Genomic DNA, 18822 nt, shown 5'->3' with positions numbered 1-18822 from the left:
GGCCCCGCCGGCGGCGAGGTGCGCGAGCCGGGCGGCCATCGCCCCGCGCACCACGGTCGCCTGCACGGGGTCGCCGATGTCGGCGCGGTGGTTGCGCAGCACCTGCCGCTGGAACGCGGCCTGGTCGGCGACCTGGTCGCCGTGCCCTGCGCCGAGGCGACGGGTGAGCCCGTAGACGGCGTCGCCGGCCTCGAGGGCCTGCTCGAGCACGCTGCGAGCCACCGTCATGCGTGCGCGGGCGGCGGGGGAGAGGCTGACCCTCTCGCCGTCCGCGATCGCGAGCAGCTCGTCCGCGGTGAGCGGATCCGCGCCCAGCACGATCGCCACGTCAGAAGTCCGCGAGGTTCGCGCGCAGGCCGCCGTCGCCGAGCTGGGCGCGCAGCAGGCCGGCATCGCGGAGCGCCGGCACGAGGGGGTCCAGCGTGCGGTGCACGTGCGCCGGGTGCACCTGCCCGGTGAAGAGGAAGCCGTCCGCCTCGCTCCCCTCCGCGAGGTCCCCGAGACGGTCGGCGATCTGGGAGGGCGTGCCGACGACCGCGAGCCCGTCGGCCTTCGCGCGTGCGGCGAGGATCTCGCGCAGCGTGGCGCCGGCCGGCGCGCTCCGCACGAAGTTGTCGAGCGTGCCCTGGTTGCTGTTCGTCGTGAGCTCCGGCAGCGGTGCGTCGAGGTCGAAGCGGGCGAAGTCGACGTTGGTGAGGTACGAGATCGACTGGAGCTGCTCGTCGATCGCCGCCCCCGTGAGCTCCGCACGGCGGGCGCGCACGTCGGCCGCCTCCGCCGCGGTGGCGGTGGGGATCGGGTTCACCACGAACAGCACGGTGAGGTCGTCGGGATCCCTGCCCTGCTCGGCCGCCACCTGGCGGATGTCGTCGCGGTGGGCCTTCATCCGCTCCGGTGTCGAGGCGAGCGCGAGGATCACGTCGGCGTGACGGCCGGCGAAGGTCCGGCCGCGGCCGGAGGCACCGGCCTGCACCATCACCGGCTCCTCGGCCGGGGGCAGGGCGTTCAGCGGCCCGCGGACCGTGAAGAAGCGCCCCTCGTGGTGGATGGGATGCACCTTCGTGTGGTCGGCGTAGACGCCTGCGGCGGTGTCCTCGAGCACGGCGCCGGGCTCCCAGCTGCGCCAGAGCGCCTTCACCACGTCCACCCACTCGTCGGCGCGGTCGTAGCGGAGGTCGTGCTCCGTCTGCTTGTCGAGCCCGTAGTTGCGGGCGGCGAGGTCGCTGCCGGAGGTGACCACGTTGTAGCCGAGGCGGCCGTGGGCGAAGTGCTGCAGCGTCGCGAGCAGGCGGGCGGCGGTGTACGGCTCCGTGAAGCTCGCCGAGAGCGTGGGGACGATCCCGATGCGCGCGGTCGCGCCGAGCAGGTAGGGCACGAGGGGGATCGGGTCGTGCTTCGGCACGAACCGGGCGGCGGCGAGGTTGACCTCGGCGGTGCCGCGGTAGGTGTCCGGGACCGCGACGCCGTCCTCGATCACGAAGAGGTCGAGTCCCGATCCCTCGAACAGGCGCGCCGCGTCCTGATAGATCGTCGGCTGCGTCCAGTCGTAGCCGACCTTGTACGTCGGGTCGCCCCAGCCCTGCACGCCGAAGCCGGCGCCGAGGAACCAGCCGAAGTGCTTCAGCGCCATGCCGTCGTCGTCCCTTCCGCCGGCGCGAGGGCCGACAGGTAGTTGCCGCCGCCGTCGGGCGCCATGGCGACCACGACGGCGTCCGGCCCGAGCCCGCGGGCCACCTCGAGGGCGACGGCCACCGCGAGTCCCGACGACGGGCCGAGCAGCAGCCCCTCCTCGGCGGCGAGCCGGCGGGTGGTCGCGAACGCGACGTCGTCGGGAACCGATCGGATCTCGTCCGGCACGCACGGGTCGAAGGTGCGGGGCCAGTGGCTCGCCGGCCAGCGAGTGCCGACGCCCTCGATGCCGATCGGCCCGTTCGCACCGCCGCCGTAGGTGGAGCCGGCGGGGTTCGCGCCGATGACGCGGACCGCGCCGCCGGACACGTCCTTCAGGTAGCGGCCCGTGCCGGTGATCGTGCCGCCCGTGCCGATGCTCGCGACGAGGTGGGTGATCCGGCCGCCGGTCTGCTGCCAGACCTCCGGCCCGGTGTGCAGCAGGTGCGCCGCCGGGTTCGCGGCGTTGTCGTACTGGCCGCTCCGCCATGCGTGCGGGCGTTCCGACGCGATGCGGTCGGCGACGGCGCGGGGGTTGGCGGGGTCGTCGGGGCCGGCGTCCCAGTCGGCCTCGACCAGCTCCGCGCCGTAGAGGCGGAGCAGCGCGAGCTTCTCAGGGGACATGGCGGGGCCGTGCACGATGACGACCGGATGGCCGGTGAGCCGGCCGACGAGGGCGAGCCCGATGCCGGTGTTGCCCGAGGTGGACTCGACGATCGTCGCGCCGGGGAGCAGGTCGCCGGCGGCCTCGGCCGTGCGGATCATCTGCAGGGCGGGCCGGTCCTTCGCGCTGCCGCCGGGATTCCGTCCCTCGAGCTTCACGACGACCTGGGCCGACAGGTCGCCGGCGAGCCGGCCGAGCCGCACCATCGGGGTCCATCCGATGAGGTCGAGCACCGAGTCGGCGACGCCGGGGAGCGGCGGGCGGGTGGAGCGGACGGGACGCGGGGGCGCGGCGACGGGGTCGCGCAGATCGGGACGGGACATCCGTTCCAGGGTAGGAGCCGGAGCAGCGCCGGGCGGCCGGATGACGGCCGGTGACGTCAGGAGGCGGTGAGCCGCTCCACGAGGCGGGCCTTCGACAGGTTCGAGGTGCCGGTGAGACCTCGGCGGCGCGCCTCCTCGCGCAGGCGGACGAGCGTCCACCCCTCGCTCGGCACCTCGGCGGCGGGCACCTTCGGCAGCGGCGGCGTGAGCGCCTCCGCGCCCGCCGCGGCCTCGGTGAACGCGGCCGCGGCGTCCTCCGCCTCGCCGGCGTGGTCCGGCTCGGCGGGCGCGGGATCGGCCTCGGCTGCGACGGTCTCGAGGGTCTCGGCGACCATCTCGGCGACGACGCCGGGCTCCTCGCCGCCGGCGACGAGTTCGGCCTCGGCGACCGCCTCCGCGACCGTCTCGGCCACGGCGGCGTCCACGAGGGCCTCGGCGGCGACCTCCTCAGCGGCGAGGGCGAGCGCGCGCCGCTCGTCGTCGAGCTGCTGCTGCACCTGTCGCAGCCGGTGCTCGGCGTCGACGAGCTTCGCCTCGGTGTCGCGGAGGGCGAGCTTCAGCACCTCGACCTGGTCGGGGCGCTTCGCGGGCTTCGTGCCTGCGGCCTTCTTCTCGGCCTTCGCCTGCTTCGCAGCGGCCTTCGCGTCCTTGCGGGCCTGCTTCTCGGCGCCGAACTCCGCCGTCTTCGTCGCGTCCTTGTCGGCCCGCTTCTCGCCGGCGCGCTCCGACTTCTTCGACTTCTTCGACTTCTTCGCCACGTCGATCCCTCCGGCCCGGGGTGGGGCTGATCGCGTCAATCTAGTGGGGTCAGAAGACGAAGCCGGTGGGGAACGGATCCGACGGATCGAGCAGGTAGTCCGCGCGGGCGGTGACCCAGGCGCGGCCGGTGATCGCGGGCACCACGGCCGGGATGCCCGCGACCTCCGTCTCGGCCACCAGCCGGCCGACGAAGCGGCTGCCGATGAACGACTCGTTCACGAAGTCCTGGTCGAGCCCGAGCTCCCCGCGGCCCCACAGCTCGGCCATCCGCGCGGAGGTGCCCGTGCCGCAGGGGGAGCGGTCGAACCAGCCGGGGAAGATGGCCATCGCGTGCCTCGAGTGGCGGGCGGTCGAGCCCGGGGCGAGGAACTCGACGTGATGGCAGTGGTCGACGCCCTCGATCTCCGGATGCCGGGGCGCCGCCGTCTCGTTGATCGCCCGCATGATCGCGAGGCCCGCCTCGACGATCGGCCGCTGCGCCGCGCGGTCGAAGGGCTGGCCGACGGCGTCGAGCTCGACCATCGCGTAGAAGTTGCCGCCGAACGCGAGGCTGTAGGGCACCTCGCCGTACCCGGGCACGTCGAGGACGGCGTCGAGCCGTTCCGGGTAGCTCGGCACGTTCTCGATCGTGACCGAGTCCGCATGCCCCTCCGATACCGCGACCCGCGCGATCACGAGGCCCGCCGGGGTGTCGAGGCGGATCGTGGTGACGGGCTCGACGACCGGCACCATCCCGGTCTCGACGAGCACGGTCGCGACCCCGATGGTGCCGTGGCCGCACATCGGCAGGCAGCCGGACACCTCGATGTAGACGACGCCGAAGTCGCAGTCGGGCCGGGTCGGCGGCTGCAGGATCGCCCCGCTCATCGCCCCGTGCCCGCGCGGCTCGTCCATCAGGAAGTGCCGCAGGGAGTCGAGGTGCGCCATGAAGTGCAGGCGCTTGTCGTTCATCGTGTCGCCGGGGATCACGCCGATCCCGCCGGTGACGACGCGGGTCGGCATCCCCTCCGTGTGGGAGTCGACCGCGCTGATCAGGCGCGAGATGCGCATCAGGCGGAGGCGCGGGAGCGGCTGTAGGCGAGCGCGCGCTCCGTGTCGCGGCGCACGACGGCCTGCTGGTCAGGGGAGAGCGGGCCGCGGGGCGGGCGGGTCGGGCCGCCCGTGCTCTCGCCGGCGACGTCGATCGAGAGCTTGATCGCCTGCACGAACTCCGTCCTGGAGTCCCAGGCGAAGACGGGCGCCATCTGCTCGAACAGGGCGCGGCCCTCGGGGATCCGCCCGGTCGTCAGCAGCTCGTAGAGCTCGACCGCTTCGCGGGGGAACGCGTTCGGGTACCCGGCGAACCAGCCGGTCGCGCCGGCGACGAGCGCCTCGAAGAGCAGGTCGTCCGCACCGGCGATGACGTCGATGTCGCAGCGGTCCCGGATCTCGCGCACCCGCCGGGCGTCGAGCGAGAACTCCTTCACGGCCACGACGTTCGGCAGCTCGGCGAGCTCGGCGACGAGGTCCGGCGTGAGGTCGACCTTCGTGTCGATCGGGTTGTTGTACATCATGATCGGCAGGCCGACCTCGTCGACCTTCGCGTAGTGGGTCAGGACCTCCTGCCGGTTGGCGCGGTAGAGCGTCGGCGGCAGGAGCAGCACGCCGTCCGCGCCGTCCTCGGCCGCGAGCTCCGCCCACCGGCGCGCCTGATGCCAGCCGACGCCGTGCACCCCCGCGATGACGAGACCGCGCCCGCCGACCGCCTCGACGGCGGTCTGCACGACGCGCCGCCGCTCCTCGTCGGTCAGCGACGAGTACTCGCCGAGCGAGCCGTTGGGCCCGACCCCCCGGCAGCCGTTCTCGATCAGCCACAGGCAGTGCTCGGCGTAGCGGTCGTAGTCGACCGCGAGTCCCGCGGGGGCCGCGTCGTCGGGCCGGAACGGCAGGGTCGTGGCGACCACCACACCGCCGAGGTCGAGTGTGCGGTCCGTCATGCGGGTGCCCCTTCCGTCGGCCTCGAGCGTATCGACGGCGGGAGACCGACCCGAACGCCCGCTGTCAGACCCCCTCCAGGCAGTACCCAGGAACCTTTCGAACCGTCGGGCATACCGTGAGCGACCGTCGAGCGAGCGCGGAAGAACGCCTGGACGCACCGGGGATCGCGGCACGACGGGAGCGGAGGCGTCGATGCTGACCGGCACCGTGGTCGAGGCGACGGGGAACGGGATCCGTCTGGACCTCTCGTGGGTCGACTACCTGATGATCATCGTGTACTTCGCGGTCGTCATCGGGATCGGATTCATCGCCCGGACCCGCGTGAAGAGCAGCATGGACTTCTTCCTGTCCGGCCGCTCGCTGCCGGCCTGGATCACCGGGCTCGCCTTCATCTCCGCGAACCTCGGCGCGACCGAGATCCTCGGGATGGCGGCCAACGGTGCCCAGATCGGCATGTCGACGCTGCACTACTACCTGATCGGCGCCGTGCCCGCGATGGTCTTCCTCGGGCTCGTGATGATGCCCTTCTACTACGCGTCCAGGGTGCGCAGCGTCCCGGAGTTCATGCTGCGCCGCTTCGGCAAGGCGCCGCACATCGTCAACGCGCTCGCGTTCGCCGTCTCGAACGTGCTGATCGCCGGCATCAACCTCTTCGCGATGGCGATCGTCATCGAGGCGATGCTGGGCTGGCCGCAGTGGCTCGCGATCGTCGTCTCCGCCGCGTTCGTGCTGGCGTACATCACCCTCGGGGGCCTGTCGTCCGCGATCTACAACGAGGTGATGCAGTTCTTCGTGATCGTCGCGGGGCTCGTGCCGCTCACGATCGTGGGCCTGAACCGCGTCCACGGCTGGAGCGGGCTCACCGCGGCCCTCGAGAGGACGCAGAGCGGCAAGCTGCTGCACGCCTGGGCCGGCACCTCGATCGGCGACGTCACGAACCCGATCGGCGCCGACTGGCTCGCGATCGTGCTCGGCCTCGGCTTCGTGCTCTCCTTCGGCTACTGGACCACGAACTTCACCGAGGTGCAGCGGGCGTTCTCGGCCAAGAACATGTCCGCGGCCCGTCGCACGCCGCTGATCGGCGCCCTCCCGAAGCTCTTCATCCCCATCATCACCGTGATCCCCGGCCTGATCGGCGCGGCCGTGATCGGCAAGGCGCTCTCGGGCGCGGGTCACTCCGGCCTCACCTACAACAGCGTCATCCCGAAGCTGATGCAGATGTATCTGCCGAGCGGCGTGCTCGGCGTCGCGGTCACCGGCCTGCTCGCCTCGTTCATGGCGGGCATGGCGGCGAACGTGTCGAGCTTCAACACCGTCTTCACGTACGACATCTGGCAGCGCTACATCAAGCGCGACCGGTCGGACGCGCACTACCTGCGCGTCGGCCGCTGGGTGACGGTCGCGGGGGTGCTGGTCGGCATCCTCACGGCCTTCATCGCCGCCGGCGCGCAGAACATCATGACCTACCTGCAGACCCTGTTCTCGTTCTTCAACGCACCGCTGTTCGGCGTCTTCATCATCGGCCTGCTCTGGAAGCGGATGACCACGACCGCGGCCCTGTGGTCGTACATCGCGGGCATCCTGGCGCCCGCCGCCGTCTTCACGGCGTACCAGATCAGCGTCGCGAACAAGGCGCCGATCTTCGCCACCGCGACCGCCGAGACGCTCTACGGCGCGATGATCTCGGTGGGCACCGTCGCGATCGTCGCGGTGGTGCTCAGCCTCGTGACGAAGGCGAAGAGCGACCGCGAGCTGCAGGGCCTCGTCTACGGCGTCGGCAAGATCGACCTGAAGGGCGACGCCGTCGTGGGCGACACCGCCTGGTACAGGTCGCCGGCCCTCCTCGGCAGCGTCGCCCTGGTGCTCTGCGTCGTGCTCTACCTCCCGTTCCTCTGATCGCACGTCCCCGACAGGAGATCCGAAATGCCCGAGCAGCTGTCCGTGGACCGCAGGCCGACCGAGGAGGAGAAGCGACGCCTGATCGCCTCGACTCGGCGCTTCGACCTGCGCCGCATCCTCGGTGCGCTGTTCCTGCTCTACGGTGTGCTCACGACGATCGTCGGGCTGGTGCACGGCGCCGCCGACCTCACGAAGACCGGCGGCATCGCGATCAACCTGTGGGCCGGCATCGCCATGATCGTGCTGGGCGTGCTGTTCCTGATCTGGGACCGCCTGAGCCCCGTCCCCGAGGAGGACATCGTGAAGATCCTGACCCAGGAAGACGCCAACGAGGCGGCCGACGACGCGGAGGGCTCCCGATGAGCGCCCCGCTCGACCTGCTGTTCATCGGCGGTTCCGGCATCATCAGCGCGGCGAGCGTGCGCCTCGCGGTGGAGCGCGGCCACCACGTGACGGTGCTGAACCGGGGCCGCACGAGCATCCGCCCCCTGCCCGACGGGGTGGAGGTGCTCGTGGCCGACGTGCGCGACCCGGCCGCCGTCGACGAGGTGCTGGGCAGGCGCGAGTTCGACGCCGTGTCCCAGTTCGTGGCCTTCACGACCGACCACGTGCAGCCCGACGTCGACCGGTTCGCCGGCCGCACCGGGCAGTACGTGTTCATCTCGAGCGCCTCCGCGTACCAGAAGCCGCCGCTGTCGGTGCCGGTCACGGAGTCGACCCCGTTGAAGAACCCGTTCTGGCAGTACTCCCGCGACAAGATCGCCTGCGAGGACCTGCTGGTCACCGCCTACCGCGACGTCCACTTCCCGGCCGTGATCGTGCGGCCCTCGCACACCTACGACGACACGACCCTGCCCACGCTCGGTGGCTGGACGGACGTCGCCCGCATGCGGCAGGGCAAGCCGGTCGTCGTGCACGGCGACGGCACGACCCAGTGGACGCTCACCCACACCGACGACTTCGCCGTGGGCTTCGTCGGTCTGCTCGGGCGCCCCGAGACGCTCGGCAACGCCTACACGATCACCGGAGAGTCGGCGCCGACGTGGGATCAGGTGTACACGTGGCTCGGCCGCGCTGCGGGCGCGGAGCCGGAGCTCGTGCACGTCGCCTCCGAGACGATCGCGGCAGCGCTCCCCGAGAACGGTCCCGGGCTGGTCGGCGACAAGGCGCACTCCATGCTCTTCGACACGACGAAGCTGCGTCGTCTCGTCCCGGAGTTCACGACGACGATCCCGTACGCCGTCGGCGCCAGGCGCACGATCGGCTGGTACGACGCCCATCCGGACGCGCAGCAGGTCGACGCCGGGCTCGACGCCGCGTTCGACCGCCTGGTGGCCGCCGCCCGCTAGCGCCCCCGGACTCGTTCAATACGGTGACGGCATGACCACCGTCCCGCCCCACCGGCCGCGTGGCAGCGGCGACGGCTGGGTCGAGCTGCCCGACGGGCGCCGCTTCTGGGGCCGGGCCGGCGCGGCCGGGCTGCTCGCCGTCACGCCCGACGACGAGGTGCTGCTGCAGCACCGCGTCGCGTGGAGCCACTTCGGCGGCACCTGGGGCCTGCCGGGCGGAGCCCGCGACGTGGGGGAGTCCTCGATCGACGGCGCCCTGCGGGAGGCGCGGGAGGAGACCGGGATCGACACCGCCCTGCTGCGGCCGCGGTTCGCGGTGCGGCTCGACCTCGACGTCTGGAGCTACACGACCGTCGCCGCCGATGCGCCGAGCGCCCTGCCGATCGCCGTGTCGGATCCGGAGAGCACCGCGCTCGAGTGGGTGGCGGCCGACCGCGTCGCCGAGCTGCCCCTCCACCCGGGCTTCGCCGACGCGTGGCCGCACCTGCGCGCGCTGCTGCCGGTCCGGCCCGCGCTCGTCGTCGACGTGGCGAACGTCGTGGGCTCGCGACCCGACGGGTGGTGGCGCGACCGGTCCGGTGCGGCGACCCGACTGCTGACCGCCCTCGCCGTGCGCGCGTCCGCGGGCTTCCCCGCGGACGGGAGCGGCCCGCTGCCGCTCATCGCGTCATGGCCCGAGGTCGTGGCCGTGGTCGAGGGGGCCGCCCGGCCCGCGGCAGCCACGGCCCATCCGGCGCTGACGGTGGTCGCCGCGTCCTCGGACGGCGACGCGGAGATCGTCGCGCAGACCGCGGCCCTCGTGGCCCGGGGCCGCCGGGTCCGCGTCGTCACGGCGGACCGGGAGCTCGCCGCCCGGGTCAGGGCCGCGGGCGCCGTCGAGGTGACGGGTCCGTCGCAGCTGCTGGACCAGCTCGGCTAGAGCGATCAGACCGCGGCGTGCTCGCGTCGCCAGCCGGCCAGGCGGCGCACCTGCGCGTCGCGGTCCTCGAGCAGCGCCGGCACCGCCGACGCGGGCAGCCCCGGGTTCAGCACGGCCCAGCAGCGCACGCGGGCGTCGCGGTCCTGCGCCAGGGCCTCGATGAGCTCAACCGGCGCCGCCTCGTTGCGCGCGACCTCCCCGCGCACCGCCGCCTCGGGATCCGCGGCGAGCGCCGCGAGCAGGTCGGCGGGCGCGTGTCGGTTCGACGCGACGCTCTGCCGGATGCCGGAGCTCGCGTGCCGGGCGAGCAGCCGGAGGCGGGCGAGCTTGCTCTCCGTGACCGGTGGCGCGAGGTGCAGGACCGCCGCATCCGCGGCGCCGATCGCCGCAGGATCGCCGCGGATCTGCGCCCGCTGCGCCGGGGTGCTGAACCGGATGCACGACATGGCGGGAGGCTATCGGCCCCGTCCGACCGGAGCGGGGTCCGTAGACTCGACCCCCGTGCCGAGCGACGAGCCGGTGAGCGACGAGCTGCTCACCATCCCCAACCTGCTCTCGCTGGCGCGCGTCGCCCTCATCCCGGTGTTCCTCGGGTTCCTGATCACGGGGCAGGATGTGCTGGCACTCGTCGTGCTCGTGGCGGGCGGCGTGACCGACTTCCTCGACGGCTTCCTCGCCCGCCGGCTGCACCAGGTGACGCGTCTCGGCAAGCTGCTCGATCCCGTCGCGGACCGGTTGACGATCCTCTCCGCCACCATCGGCCTCACCTATCGCGGATTCCTGCCGCTGTGGCTGCTGCTCGTCGTGCTCGCCCGCGACGTCGGCATGCTGTGCCTCGGTGCCGTGCTCGCGCGGCACCGGACCGCGCCGCCTCCCGTCACCCGGGTGGGCAAGGCGGCCACGTTCCTGCTCCTGTCCGCCCTGCCGCTGCTCGTGGTCGCAGGCGCGTTCCCCGGCACCGCGCGGATCCTGCTGCCGATCGGCATCGGCGTGGCGGTCGTCGGAGCCGCGCTCTACTGGGCGGCCGGCATCGGCTACACGCTGTCCGCCCGGAGGACCATCGTCGGCCACCGGAACGACACGCCGGAGCCGTCCGCTACCCTGATTCGCCAGAGGAGGTCGCCCGATGGTCGATGAGCGTGACGACCGCCCCAAGGGGCGTCGTGAGGACCCGTACTCGGGGCCCGAGACGACCGCGTCGTTCGGTTACGAGTTCGGCTCGCAGCTGTCCCAGATGGCCGGCCGGTCCACCGAGGAGCAGGCGGCGGTCAACGCGCTGCCCTCCGGATCGGCGCTGCTCGTGGTGCGCCGCGGTCCGAACGTGGGCGCCCGGTTCCTCCTCGACTCCGACGTCACGGTCGCGGGCCGGCATCCGTCCGCCGACATCTTCCTCGACGACGTCACCGTCTCCCGCCGGCACGCGCAGTTCCTGCGGCACGGCACGGCGTTCGAGGTGAAGGACCTCGGCAGCCTGAACGGCACGTTCTTCGACGGCGTGCGGATCGAGACGGCGCTGCTGTCCGACGGCGCCGAGGTGCAGATCGGCAAGTTCCGGCTCACGTTCTACGCCTCCCGGCTCGACCTCGCGCGGCTCGCGGCCCGGTGAGCGCCGCCCTGCCGCAGCGCCGCGAGCCGGCGACGCTGCCGAACACGCTCTCGATCGGGCAGGTCCTCGGCCGGCTCGCCGACGACTTCCCGGAGCTCAGCCCGTCGAAGCTGCGGTTCCTCGAGGACCGCGGTCTCATCCATCCGGCCCGCACCGCGTCCGGGTACCGCAGCTTCTCGCCGGCGGACATCGAGCGGATCAAGCTCGTGCTGCTCATGCAGCGCGACCACTACCTGCCGCTGAAGGTCATCCGCAAGTACCTCGCCGACCTCGACGCGGGCCGCGACCCGGCCTGGCCGGGCACGGCGGCCGGGTCGCCGTCGATCCTCGGCACCGAGCGCCGCTACTCGCGTGACGAGCTGCTCAGCGAGACCGAGGCGAGCACCGACCTGATGAACGACGCGGTCGGCGCCGGCCTGCTGCCCGCGGCCGAGCTCTACGACGACACGGCCCTCGCCACGCTGAAGGCGCTCGTGGACCTGCGCAGCGCCGGCATCGAGCCGCGGCACCTCCGCGCGATGCGGATCGCGGTCGAGCGGGAGCTCGAGCTCGTCGCGAACGCGCTCCTGCCGATGCGCCGCCGGCCCGATGCCGCGAGCCGCGCGAAGGCCGACGAGCGGGCTGTGGAGCTCGCCAACCGACTCGACACCGTGCGATCGGCGCTGGTCAGAGCGACCCTCGCCAAGCACGCGTCCTAGGAGCACCGCATGACAGCGCCCGACACGCCGCCGCCCGGAATGCGGATGTCGTTGCCGGGCGCCCGTCCTCTGGGTAGCGTGAACCCCCGAACGCGTCCTGCCGTTGGCGGGAACGTGTGGGGGGTGGAAGGCGTTCCTCATGACTGAGGTGAATCGGAGCGAAGACCGGTACGACCTCGGCCTGCTGTTCACGGACGGCATGCCGGAGTTGGACGACTCCGCTGGGTACCGCGGCGTCATCGCCGCGCGCGCAGCGGGGATCACGTACCGGCAGCTCGACTATTGGGCGAGGACCGGACTGGTCGAGCCGACGATCCGCGGGGCGGCGGGGAGCGGTTCGCAGCGGTTGTACGGGTTCCGCGACATCCTGGTGCTGAAGCTGGTCAAACGGCTTCTGGACACCGGGATCTCGCTGCAGCAGATCCGTACCGCTGTCGATCAGCTGCGTGACTCGGGGATCACGGACCTGGCGCAGACGACGCTGATGAGCGACGGCGCGAGCGTCTACCTGTGCACCTCGAGCGAGGAGGTCATCGACCTCGTCAGCCGTGGGCAGGGCGTCTTCGGCATCGCGGTGGGCAAGGTGCTCCGCGAGGTCGAGTCGAACCTCGTGGAGCTCGACGCGCAGCAGGCCGATCCGATGGACGAGCTCGCTCAGCGCAGGGCGGCCCGCGCCGCGGGTTGAGCCGCGCGCTGCGGGCTGCTCAGGCCGCTGCAGCGCGCTCAGTCGGCCAGAGGGGCGAAGCCCTCCGCGACGAGGGCGGAGGCGATCCGTGCGTTGCCGGCGTCGGACGGATGCGTGTAGTCGCGGGCGAGCAGATCGCCCGACGGCCGGGTGCCGTCCGGCCCGTTGATCGCGGCGTGCACCTTCACGCAGGTGAAGCCGTTCGCGGCGGCCGACGCGGCGATGGTCGCGTTCCAGTCGTCGAGGAAGCGCCGCACGGTCGCCGTCGCCTGCGCCGAGATGGGGTGCTCGCTCCAGCCGGCCCAGTCGTCGTAGCGGTCGAGGGTGCGCAGGACCGTCGGCTTGCCCGCCCGCCATGCCGCGATCGTGGAGTAGAGCCGGTCGTGCAGCGGCCGAGCCGCCCGCGCCGAGGCCGCGGAGCAGGCCGAGGTCAGCTTCGGCCAGTCGGGCTCGTCCTTGACGACGGGAGCGCCGCACGGCTCGTCGGCGTTCAGTTCGAAGCTGTTGTGGGCGATGGCGACCACGACGATGTCGGCGGCGGCCACCTTCGCCTTGAACGTGGCGAGCTCGTCGAGGAGCTGCGGCAGCGTCAGCCCCGTGTGCTGCGAGAGGTTCGAGACGCGCACCGGGCGGTGCAGAGCCGCGGTGGCGGCCTTCGCGTAGCGCGTCACGAAGCCCGTGCAGCCGGGGCAGTCGTCCGGGCTGTTGTACGGGATCGAGTCCCCGAGCACGACGAGATCAGGGGCGCGGCCGGCTTCGTGGTGACCGAGGTGGTGGCGTTGCCGCCGGCGCAGCCCGAGAGGCCGGCGAGCGCCGCCAGCGCCGCCAGCGCCACGACGACACGTCGCGTCGCACCTCGTCCGATCATGCCCGCGTCCTGTCCCGTTCGCCGTCGCGGCGAGGCTAGGAGGGGACGGCACGACCGCGCATCGGGGGAAACCCGTACATCGAGCCCGGGGAAGCACGAGGTGCGTCGGGAACGGGAGGCGCGGCGCTCCCCGGCCGGGAACGAGGGCAGGGGTCCGGTTCGCGCCGCGCCGCACTGCCCACGACCAGGAACTCAGGCGCCGCGCGCCACCTGCTGCGGGATGCCGCCCGTCGCGTACTCGCCGACTCGGCCCGTGCGGAGCACCCGCTCGAGCAGCTGGTCGAACATGCCCGCCAGCTCCTGCGCGCTCTCGCCCGGCCAGACGTGCAGCGGCTTCGCCGCGCCCTGCGCCTGCTGCAGCGACGTGCGCTCCGGCAGCTGCGGCGAGAGCACGAGCGGGCCGAACATGTCGCGCAGCTCCTTGATCCGGAACTGGTGCTCGAGGCTCTGCATCCGCGCGCGGTTCACGATGATGCCGAGCGGCTGCAGGCGGGGGGACAGGCCCCGGCGGATCTCCTCGATCGCCCGCAGCGCCCGGTCGGCCGCCGCGACCGAGAACAGGCCGGGCTCGGTGACGACCGACACCCGGTCGCTCGCCGCCCAGGCGGTGCGGGTGAGGGCGTTGAGGCTGGGCGCGCAGTCGACGAGCACGAGGTCGTACTCGGCCTCGACGTGCGCGAGCGCCTCCTCGAGCTTCCAGATGTCGCGCACCGACGGATGCGGTCCGTCGAAGTTGATCGCGGACGGCGAGCCGACCATCACGTCGACCACGCCGCCGCGTCCGCGCGTCCAGCCGCTCGGGCTGATTGCGGCGCGGACCGTCTTCTCCTTCGGGCTCGCCAGCACGTCGGCGACGTTGATCGGCGAGACGGGGACGTCCATCCCCGTCGACACGTCCGACTGCGGATCGAGGTCGACGACGAGCGTCGGAACGCCCTTCGCGAACGCTGCCGACGCGAGCCCGAGGGTCACCGTGGTCTTCCCGACCCCGCCCTTGAGCGAGCTGACGCTCAGCACATGCACGGCGACTAGGTTAGCCGTGACCCCGGAAAGCATCGGGGACGACACCCCCCGCCGTCGACAGCGAGGAGTTCCGCCGTGTTCCAGAAGATCCTCGTGGCCAACCGCGGCGAGATCGCCATCCGCGCATTCCGGGCCGCGTACGAGCTCGGCGCGAGGACGGTCGCGGTCTTCCCCTACGAGGACCGCGACTCGCTGCACCGGCAGAAGGCCGACGAGGCGTACCAGATCGGCGAGCCCGGTCATCCCGTGCGGGCGTACCTCGACGTCGCGGAGATCATCCGCGTCGCGAAGGAGGCCGGGGCGGACGCCGTCTACCCGGGCTACGGCTTCCTCTCGGAGAACCCGGACCTCGCCGAGGCGTGCGCCGCGAACGGCATCACCTTCATCGGGCCGCCCGCGCGCGTGCTGCGGTCCGCCGGCAACAAGGTGACGGCGAAGGAGCAGGCGGTCGCTGCCGGCGTGCCGGTGCTGAAGTCGTCGCAGCCGAGCCGCGACGTGGCCGAGCTGCTCGCCGCGGCCGATGAGATCGGCTTCCCGATCTTCGCGAAGGCCGTCGCAGGCGGCGGCGGCCGGGGGATGCGCCGCGTCGAGCGGCGCGAGGACCTCGAAGAGGCGCTCACCGCCGCGATGCGCGAGGCGGACTCGGCGTTCGGCGACCCGACGATGTTCCTCGAGCAGGCCGTGCTGCGGCCCCGGCACATCGAGGTGCAGATCCTCGCCGACGGCGCGGGCACGACGCTCCACCTCTTCGAGCGCGACTGCTCGGTGCAGCGGCGCCACCAGAAGGTGGTCGAGATCGCGCCGGCGCCGAACCTCGACGACGCGACGCGGCAGGCGCTCTACCGCGACGCCGTCGCGTTCGCCAGGTCGATCGGCTACGTGAACGCGGGCACCGTGGAGTTCCTCCTCGACACGGCCGGCGAGCGGGCCGGCGAGCACGTCTTCATCGAGATGAACCCGCGGATCCAGGTCGAGCACACGGTCACGGAGGAGATCACCGACGTCGACCTCGTCCAGTCGCAGATGCGCATCGCGGCGGGGGAGACGATGGCCGATCTCGGCCTCCGTCAGGAGGACCTCGCGATCCGGGGCGCCGCCCTGCAGTGCCGCATCACGACCGAGGACCCGAACGCGAACTTCCGGCCGGACACCGGCCGCATCACCACCTACCGCTCGCCGGGCGGCGCCGGCGTCCGCCTCGACGGCGGCACGATCAACCCGGGCGCGAACATCAGCCCGCACTTCGACTCGATGCTCGCGAAGCTCACCTGCCGCGGCCGCGACTTCGCGACCGCCGTGGCCCGCGAGCGGCGCGCGCTCGCGGAGTTCCGGATCCGCGGGGTCGCCACGAACATCCCGTTCCTGCAGGCGGTGCTCGACGACCCGGCCTTCGTCGCCGGTGACCTCTCGACCGCCTTCATCGAGGAGCGGCCCCAGCTCTTCCGGCAGAACCCGTCCCGGGACCGCGGCACGAAGATCCTCAACTGGCTCGCGGACGTCACCGTGAACCAGCCGAACGGCCCCAAGCCGGCGGGCCCGACGCCCGCCTCGAAGCTGCCGGCGATCGACACGACGGCCGCCCCGCCCGCCGGGTCCCGTCAGCGGCTGATCGAGCTCGGCCCCGCCGGCTGGGCGAAGGCCCTCCGCGAGCAGACCGCGCTCGCCGTCACCGAGACGACGTTCCGTGACGCCCACCAGTCCCTCCTCGCGACGCGGGTGCGGACCAAGGACCTCGTCGCTGTGGCGCCGCACGTCGCCCGCCTCACCCCGCAGCTGCTGACCGTCGAGGCGTGGGGCGGCGCCACCTACGACGTGGCCCTGCGCTTCCTCGGCGAGGACCCGTGGGAGCGGCTCGCCGCCTTCCGCGAGGCGCTGCCGAACGTCGCGATCCAGATGCTGCTGCGCGGCCGCAACACGGTCGGCTACACGCCGTACCCGACCGAGGTGACGGACGCCTTCGTCGCCGAGGCGGCCGCCACGGGCGTCGACGTGTTCCGCATCTTCGACGCCCTGAACGACGTGGCGCAGATCCGGCCGGCCGTCGACGCCGTGCTCGCCACCGGCACCGCCGTCGCCGAGACCGCGGTCTGCTACACGGGCGACCTGCTCGATCCGGGCGAGGACCTGTACACGCTCGACTACTACCTGCGGCTCGCGGAGCGGATGGTCGAGGCCGGGGCGCACGTGCTCGCGGTGAAGGACATGGCCGGTCTGCTGCGGCCGCGCGCCGCGGCGAAGCTCGTCGAGGCGTTCCGCCGCGAGTTCGAGCTGCCCGTCCACGTGCACACCCACGACACCGCGGGGGGCCAGCTCGCGACGCTGCTCGCCGCCAGCGATGCCGGCGCCGACGCGGTCGACGTCGCCGCCGCCCCGATGGCCGGCACGACGAGCCAGCCGTCGTTCTCCGCGCTCGTCGCCGCCCTCGCGCACACCGAGCGGGACACGGGCATCCCGCTGAAGACCGTCTCCGACCTCGAGCCGTACTGGGAGGCCGTGCGTCGGCTCTACCGGCCCTTCGAGTCGGGCCTGCCCGGACCGACCGGCCGTGTGTACCACCACGAGATCCCGGGCGGCCAGCTCTCGAACCTGCGCCAGCAGGCCATCGCGCTCGGGCTCGCCGACCGGTTCGAGCTCATCGAGGACCTCTACGCGGCCTCGAACCGCATCCTCGGCCGCATCCCGAAGGTCACCCCGTCGTCGAAGGTCGTCGGCGACCTCGCCCTGCAGCTCGCCGCGACCGAGGCCGACCCGCACGACTTCGAGCAGCACCCGGAGCGCTACGACATCCCCGACTCCGTGGTCGGCTTCATGGCCGGCGAGCTCGGCGACCTGCCGGGGGGATGGCCCGAGCCGTTCCGCACCAAGGTGCTGCAGGGCCGCACGGTGAAGACCGGCGTGACCCCGCTCGGCGACGACGACCGTGACGCCCTCGCCGGCGACGCCGCCACGCGGAGGGCCGCTCTGAACCGCCTGCTCTTCCCGGGACCGACGAGGCAGTTCGGGGAGCTGCACGAGCTGTTCGGCGACCTGTCGATCCTCGACACCGCCGACTACCTCTACGGCCTCCAGCCCGGGGCCGAGCACAGCGTGCAGATCGCGAAGGGCGTGCAGCTCTTCGTGGCGCTCGAGGCGATCGGCGAGGCGGACGGCAAGGGCATGCGCACCGTCATGACCACCCTGAACGGTCAGCTGCGGCCCGTCTTCGTGCGGGACCGCAGCATCACGGTCACCCAGCGCTCCTCCGAGAAGGCGGATCCGAACCGGGCCGGCGAGGTCGGCGCGCCGTTCGCGGGCGTCGTCACCGTCAAGGTCGAGCAGGGGCAGCGGGTCGAGGCGGGCGCGACCGTCGCCACCATCGAGGCGATGAAGATGGAGGCGTCCATCACGACGCCCGTCGCCGGCTCCGTGTCGCGGCTCGTGGTGTCGGGGACCGGCCAAGTCGAGGCAGGCGATCTCCTGGTCGTCGTCCAGTGAGGGCCGGGTGAACCGGCGCCCGAGACGGGCGCCGGCGCTGGGGTCGCGGCGACGGCCAGAAATGGCCGTCGCCCTGAGCTCCACCGCGCACGTCGAGGCAGGCGATCTCCTGGTCGTCGTCGGCTGACGCCGCACGATTGCCGTTCCCAGCGGCCCTGGGCGCACAATGGGAACGGCGCACGGACCCGGTGCGCCGCGCCGACAGGACCGGCACGCCGCGTCCCGGCCGTGGCTGGCACGCCGCGTCGCCTTCCGGGCTACGGCCAAGTCTCAAGTTAGAGTCGAACCCAATGACCCCGCCAAGGGAGCTGAAGCCGTGGTGAACAAGCGCAACAAGCCGGACTCCTCCGGTGGTCTGCTCGACGGCACCCGCATGGACGACGCGCCGGAGTTCTCCGACGAGCCCCTGCAGGTGGCGCTCGTGACGCGCGCCGCCGGTGACGAGCTGGGCCGCCGATCCGCTGCCGGCCGGGTGAACCCCTCGGGGAACCTCGGCCCGCTGCTCGGGCACCCGTCCATCGAGATCGATCTGCCCCCGCTGCCGAGGCGCGAGGTGCCCGAGGACGAGGCGGCCGTGCGCATCGACGACATCACCGTGGATCCCGGATCCGTGGGTGACACCGGCACGTCCAGCGTCGACATCGTGCGCAGCGATGCGCCCACCACCGAGGTGCCGGTGCCCTGGACCCCGTCCGGCGGCCGCCCCTCGAACCCGACCGGCTCGGTGCCCCGCACGACGGGCGCGATCAACCGCGCCACCGGCCCGGTACCCCGCACCACCGGCGGCACGCCCGTGAGCCGCCGTACCGGCAGCGCCTACGACGCGCTGCTCGGCGGCCCCTCGCCCGTCGGCCCGCTCGGCGGTCACCGGCCCGGTGCCACCGGCGAGGTCCCGCGCCTCGACGGGGCC

The 18822-nt window shown here is 72.8% G+C and carries 18 protein-coding genes and 1 pseudogene; 10 read left to right on the top strand and 9 right to left on the bottom strand.

Annotated features, from left to right (window positions below; genetic code table 11):
- The 6 genes from JWQ92_RS06375 to JWQ92_RS06350 all read right to left on the bottom strand — a co-directional run.
- On the bottom strand, positions 1-327 hold a 327-nt coding region (locus JWQ92_RS06375), incomplete at its 3' end, for an aromatic amino acid lyase (RefSeq protein WP_297343629.1).
- Between the two features lies 1 nt (position 328).
- On the bottom strand, positions 329-1630 hold the full coding sequence (locus JWQ92_RS06370; RefSeq protein ID WP_297343628.1) for an NtaA/DmoA family FMN-dependent monooxygenase: 1302 nt from the start codon (positions 1628-1630) through the stop codon (positions 329-331).
- The gene (locus JWQ92_RS06365) at positions 1621-2655 is read right to left on the bottom strand and encodes a PLP-dependent cysteine synthase family protein (protein ID WP_297343627.1); all 1035 of its coding nucleotides are present in this window, start codon (positions 2653-2655) and stop codon (positions 1621-1623) included. Before JWQ92_RS06365 ends, JWQ92_RS06370 begins: the two co-directional genes overlap by 10 nt.
- Before the next feature lie 56 nt (positions 2656-2711).
- Complete coding sequence (locus JWQ92_RS06360) at positions 2712-3413, bottom strand: hypothetical protein (protein WP_297343626.1); 702 nt, start codon at positions 3411-3413, stop codon at positions 2712-2714.
- Positions 3414-3462: 49 nt separating this feature from the next.
- Positions 3463-4464 (bottom strand): proline racemase family protein, encoded by a 1002-nt coding sequence (locus tag JWQ92_RS06355; protein ID WP_297343625.1) that lies wholly within the window; start codon positions 4462-4464, stop codon positions 3463-3465.
- Entirely contained in the window at positions 4464-5390 is a 927-nt protein-coding gene (locus tag JWQ92_RS06350) for a dihydrodipicolinate synthase family protein (RefSeq protein ID WP_297343624.1), read from the bottom strand. Before JWQ92_RS06350 ends, JWQ92_RS06355 begins: the two co-directional genes overlap by 1 nt.
- A gap of 193 nt (positions 5391-5583) precedes the next feature.
- Here JWQ92_RS06350 and JWQ92_RS06345 point away from each other — a divergent pair, with 193 nt between their 5' ends.
- From JWQ92_RS06345 to JWQ92_RS06330, 4 genes are read left to right on the top strand one after another with little or no spacing between them, the layout of a single operon-like run.
- On the top strand, positions 5584-7287 hold the full coding sequence (locus tag JWQ92_RS06345) for a sodium:solute symporter family protein (RefSeq protein ID WP_297343623.1): 1704 nt from the start codon (positions 5584-5586) through the stop codon (positions 7285-7287).
- A gap of 27 nt (positions 7288-7314) precedes the next feature.
- Positions 7315-7653 carry a hypothetical protein gene (locus tag JWQ92_RS06340; RefSeq protein ID WP_297343622.1) on the top strand — a complete coding sequence of 113 codons (339 nt, stop codon included), beginning with the start codon at positions 7315-7317 and terminating at the stop codon, positions 7651-7653.
- Complete coding sequence (locus tag JWQ92_RS06335) at positions 7650-8639, top strand: NAD-dependent epimerase/dehydratase family protein (protein ID WP_297343621.1); 990 nt, start codon at positions 7650-7652, stop codon at positions 8637-8639. The genes JWQ92_RS06340 and JWQ92_RS06335 overlap by 4 nt, the downstream gene beginning before the upstream one ends.
- 31 nt (positions 8640-8670) lie before the next feature.
- Complete coding sequence (locus tag JWQ92_RS06330) at positions 8671-9558, top strand: NUDIX hydrolase (RefSeq protein ID WP_297343620.1); 888 nt, start codon at positions 8671-8673, stop codon at positions 9556-9558.
- Positions 9559-9563: 5 nt separating this feature from the next.
- Here the strand turns inward: JWQ92_RS06330 and JWQ92_RS06325 are convergent, their stop codons facing one another.
- Complete coding sequence (locus tag JWQ92_RS06325; RefSeq protein ID WP_297343619.1) at positions 9564-10004, bottom strand: hypothetical protein; 441 nt, start codon at positions 10002-10004, stop codon at positions 9564-9566.
- Positions 10005-10059: 55 nt separating this feature from the next.
- Between JWQ92_RS06325 and JWQ92_RS06320 the strand changes: the two genes are divergently transcribed.
- From JWQ92_RS06320 to JWQ92_RS06305, 4 genes are all read left to right on the top strand, one after another.
- Positions 10060-10695 carry a CDP-alcohol phosphatidyltransferase family protein gene (locus JWQ92_RS06320; RefSeq protein WP_297343618.1) on the top strand — a complete coding sequence of 212 codons (636 nt, stop codon included), beginning with the start codon at positions 10060-10062 and terminating at the stop codon, positions 10693-10695.
- Positions 10696-10792: 97 nt separating this feature from the next.
- Entirely contained in the window at positions 10793-11164 is a 372-nt protein-coding gene (locus JWQ92_RS06315; RefSeq protein ID WP_297343630.1) for an FHA domain-containing protein, read from the top strand.
- Complete coding sequence (locus JWQ92_RS06310; RefSeq protein ID WP_297343617.1) at positions 11161-11862, top strand: MerR family transcriptional regulator; 702 nt, start codon at positions 11161-11163, stop codon at positions 11860-11862. The genes JWQ92_RS06315 and JWQ92_RS06310 overlap by 4 nt, the downstream gene beginning before the upstream one ends.
- 139 nt (positions 11863-12001) lie before the next feature.
- Positions 12002-12547 carry a MerR family transcriptional regulator gene (locus JWQ92_RS06305; RefSeq protein ID WP_297343616.1) on the top strand — a complete coding sequence of 182 codons (546 nt, stop codon included), beginning with the start codon at positions 12002-12004 and terminating at the stop codon, positions 12545-12547.
- A gap of 38 nt (positions 12548-12585) precedes the next feature.
- On the opposite strand, the gene JWQ92_RS06300 is transcribed toward JWQ92_RS06305, so the two are convergent.
- Positions 12586-13278: a GDSL-type esterase/lipase family protein gene (locus tag JWQ92_RS06300; protein WP_297343615.1), complete on the bottom strand. Its 693-nt coding sequence runs from the start codon at positions 13276-13278 to the stop codon at positions 12586-12588.
- Between the two features lie 329 nt (positions 13279-13607).
- A complete protein-coding gene (locus JWQ92_RS06295) occupies positions 13608-14438 on the bottom strand; it encodes a ParA family protein (RefSeq protein WP_297343614.1) in 831 nt (276 codons plus the stop codon).
- 75 nt (positions 14439-14513) lie between these two features.
- On the opposite strand from JWQ92_RS06295, the gene JWQ92_RS06290 reads away from it, so the two are divergent.
- Together JWQ92_RS06290 and JWQ92_RS06285 are read left to right on the top strand one after the other, a co-directional pair.
- Positions 14514-17912, top strand: coding sequence for a pyruvate carboxylase (locus tag JWQ92_RS06290; RefSeq protein WP_297343613.1), 3399 nt, complete (start codon positions 14514-14516; stop codon positions 17910-17912).
- Between the two features lie 316 nt (positions 17913-18228).
- Positions 18229-18822: pseudogene (locus JWQ92_RS06285) on the top strand (hypothetical protein); the annotation flags it as partial.

The sequence above is a fragment of the Amnibacterium sp. genome, assembly GCF_025463795.1.
In the GTDB taxonomy this organism is placed as follows: Bacteria; Actinomycetota; Actinomycetes; order Actinomycetales; family Microbacteriaceae; genus Amnibacterium.
Note: the sequence above shows the minus strand (reverse complement) of the source record. Positions and strands in the feature narration are given on the sequence as shown.

What these genes read in the sequence shown, in the direction of transcription:
- JWQ92_RS06350 (WP_297343624.1), bottom strand. Translation starts at nt 5,390, where the DNA reads ATGACGGACCGCACACTCGACCTCGGCGGTGTGGTGGTCGCCACGACC.
- JWQ92_RS06305 (WP_297343616.1), top strand. Translation starts at nt 12,002, where the DNA reads ATGACTGAGGTGAATCGGAGCGAAGACCGGTACGACCTCGGCCTGCTG.
- JWQ92_RS06340 (WP_297343622.1), top strand. Translation starts at nt 7,315, where the DNA reads ATGCCCGAGCAGCTGTCCGTGGACCGCAGGCCGACCGAGGAGGAGAAG.
- JWQ92_RS06330 (WP_297343620.1), top strand. Translation starts at nt 8,671, where the DNA reads ATGACCACCGTCCCGCCCCACCGGCCGCGTGGCAGCGGCGACGGCTGG.
- JWQ92_RS06315 (WP_297343630.1), top strand. Translation starts at nt 10,793, where the DNA reads ATGGCCGGCCGGTCCACCGAGGAGCAGGCGGCGGTCAACGCGCTGCCC.
- JWQ92_RS06365 (WP_297343627.1), bottom strand. Translation starts at nt 2,655, where the DNA reads ATGTCCCGTCCCGATCTGCGCGACCCCGTCGCCGCGCCCCCGCGTCCC.
- JWQ92_RS06335 (WP_297343621.1), top strand. Translation starts at nt 7,650, where the DNA reads ATGAGCGCCCCGCTCGACCTGCTGTTCATCGGCGGTTCCGGCATCATC.
- JWQ92_RS06325 (WP_297343619.1), bottom strand. Translation starts at nt 10,004, where the DNA reads ATGTCGTGCATCCGGTTCAGCACCCCGGCGCAGCGGGCGCAGATCCGC.
- JWQ92_RS06355 (WP_297343625.1), bottom strand. Translation starts at nt 4,464, where the DNA reads ATGCGCATCTCGCGCCTGATCAGCGCGGTCGACTCCCACACGGAGGGG.
- JWQ92_RS06345 (WP_297343623.1), top strand. Translation starts at nt 5,584, where the DNA reads ATGCTGACCGGCACCGTGGTCGAGGCGACGGGGAACGGGATCCGTCTG.
- JWQ92_RS06370 (WP_297343628.1), bottom strand. Translation starts at nt 1,630, where the DNA reads ATGGCGCTGAAGCACTTCGGCTGGTTCCTCGGCGCCGGCTTCGGCGTG.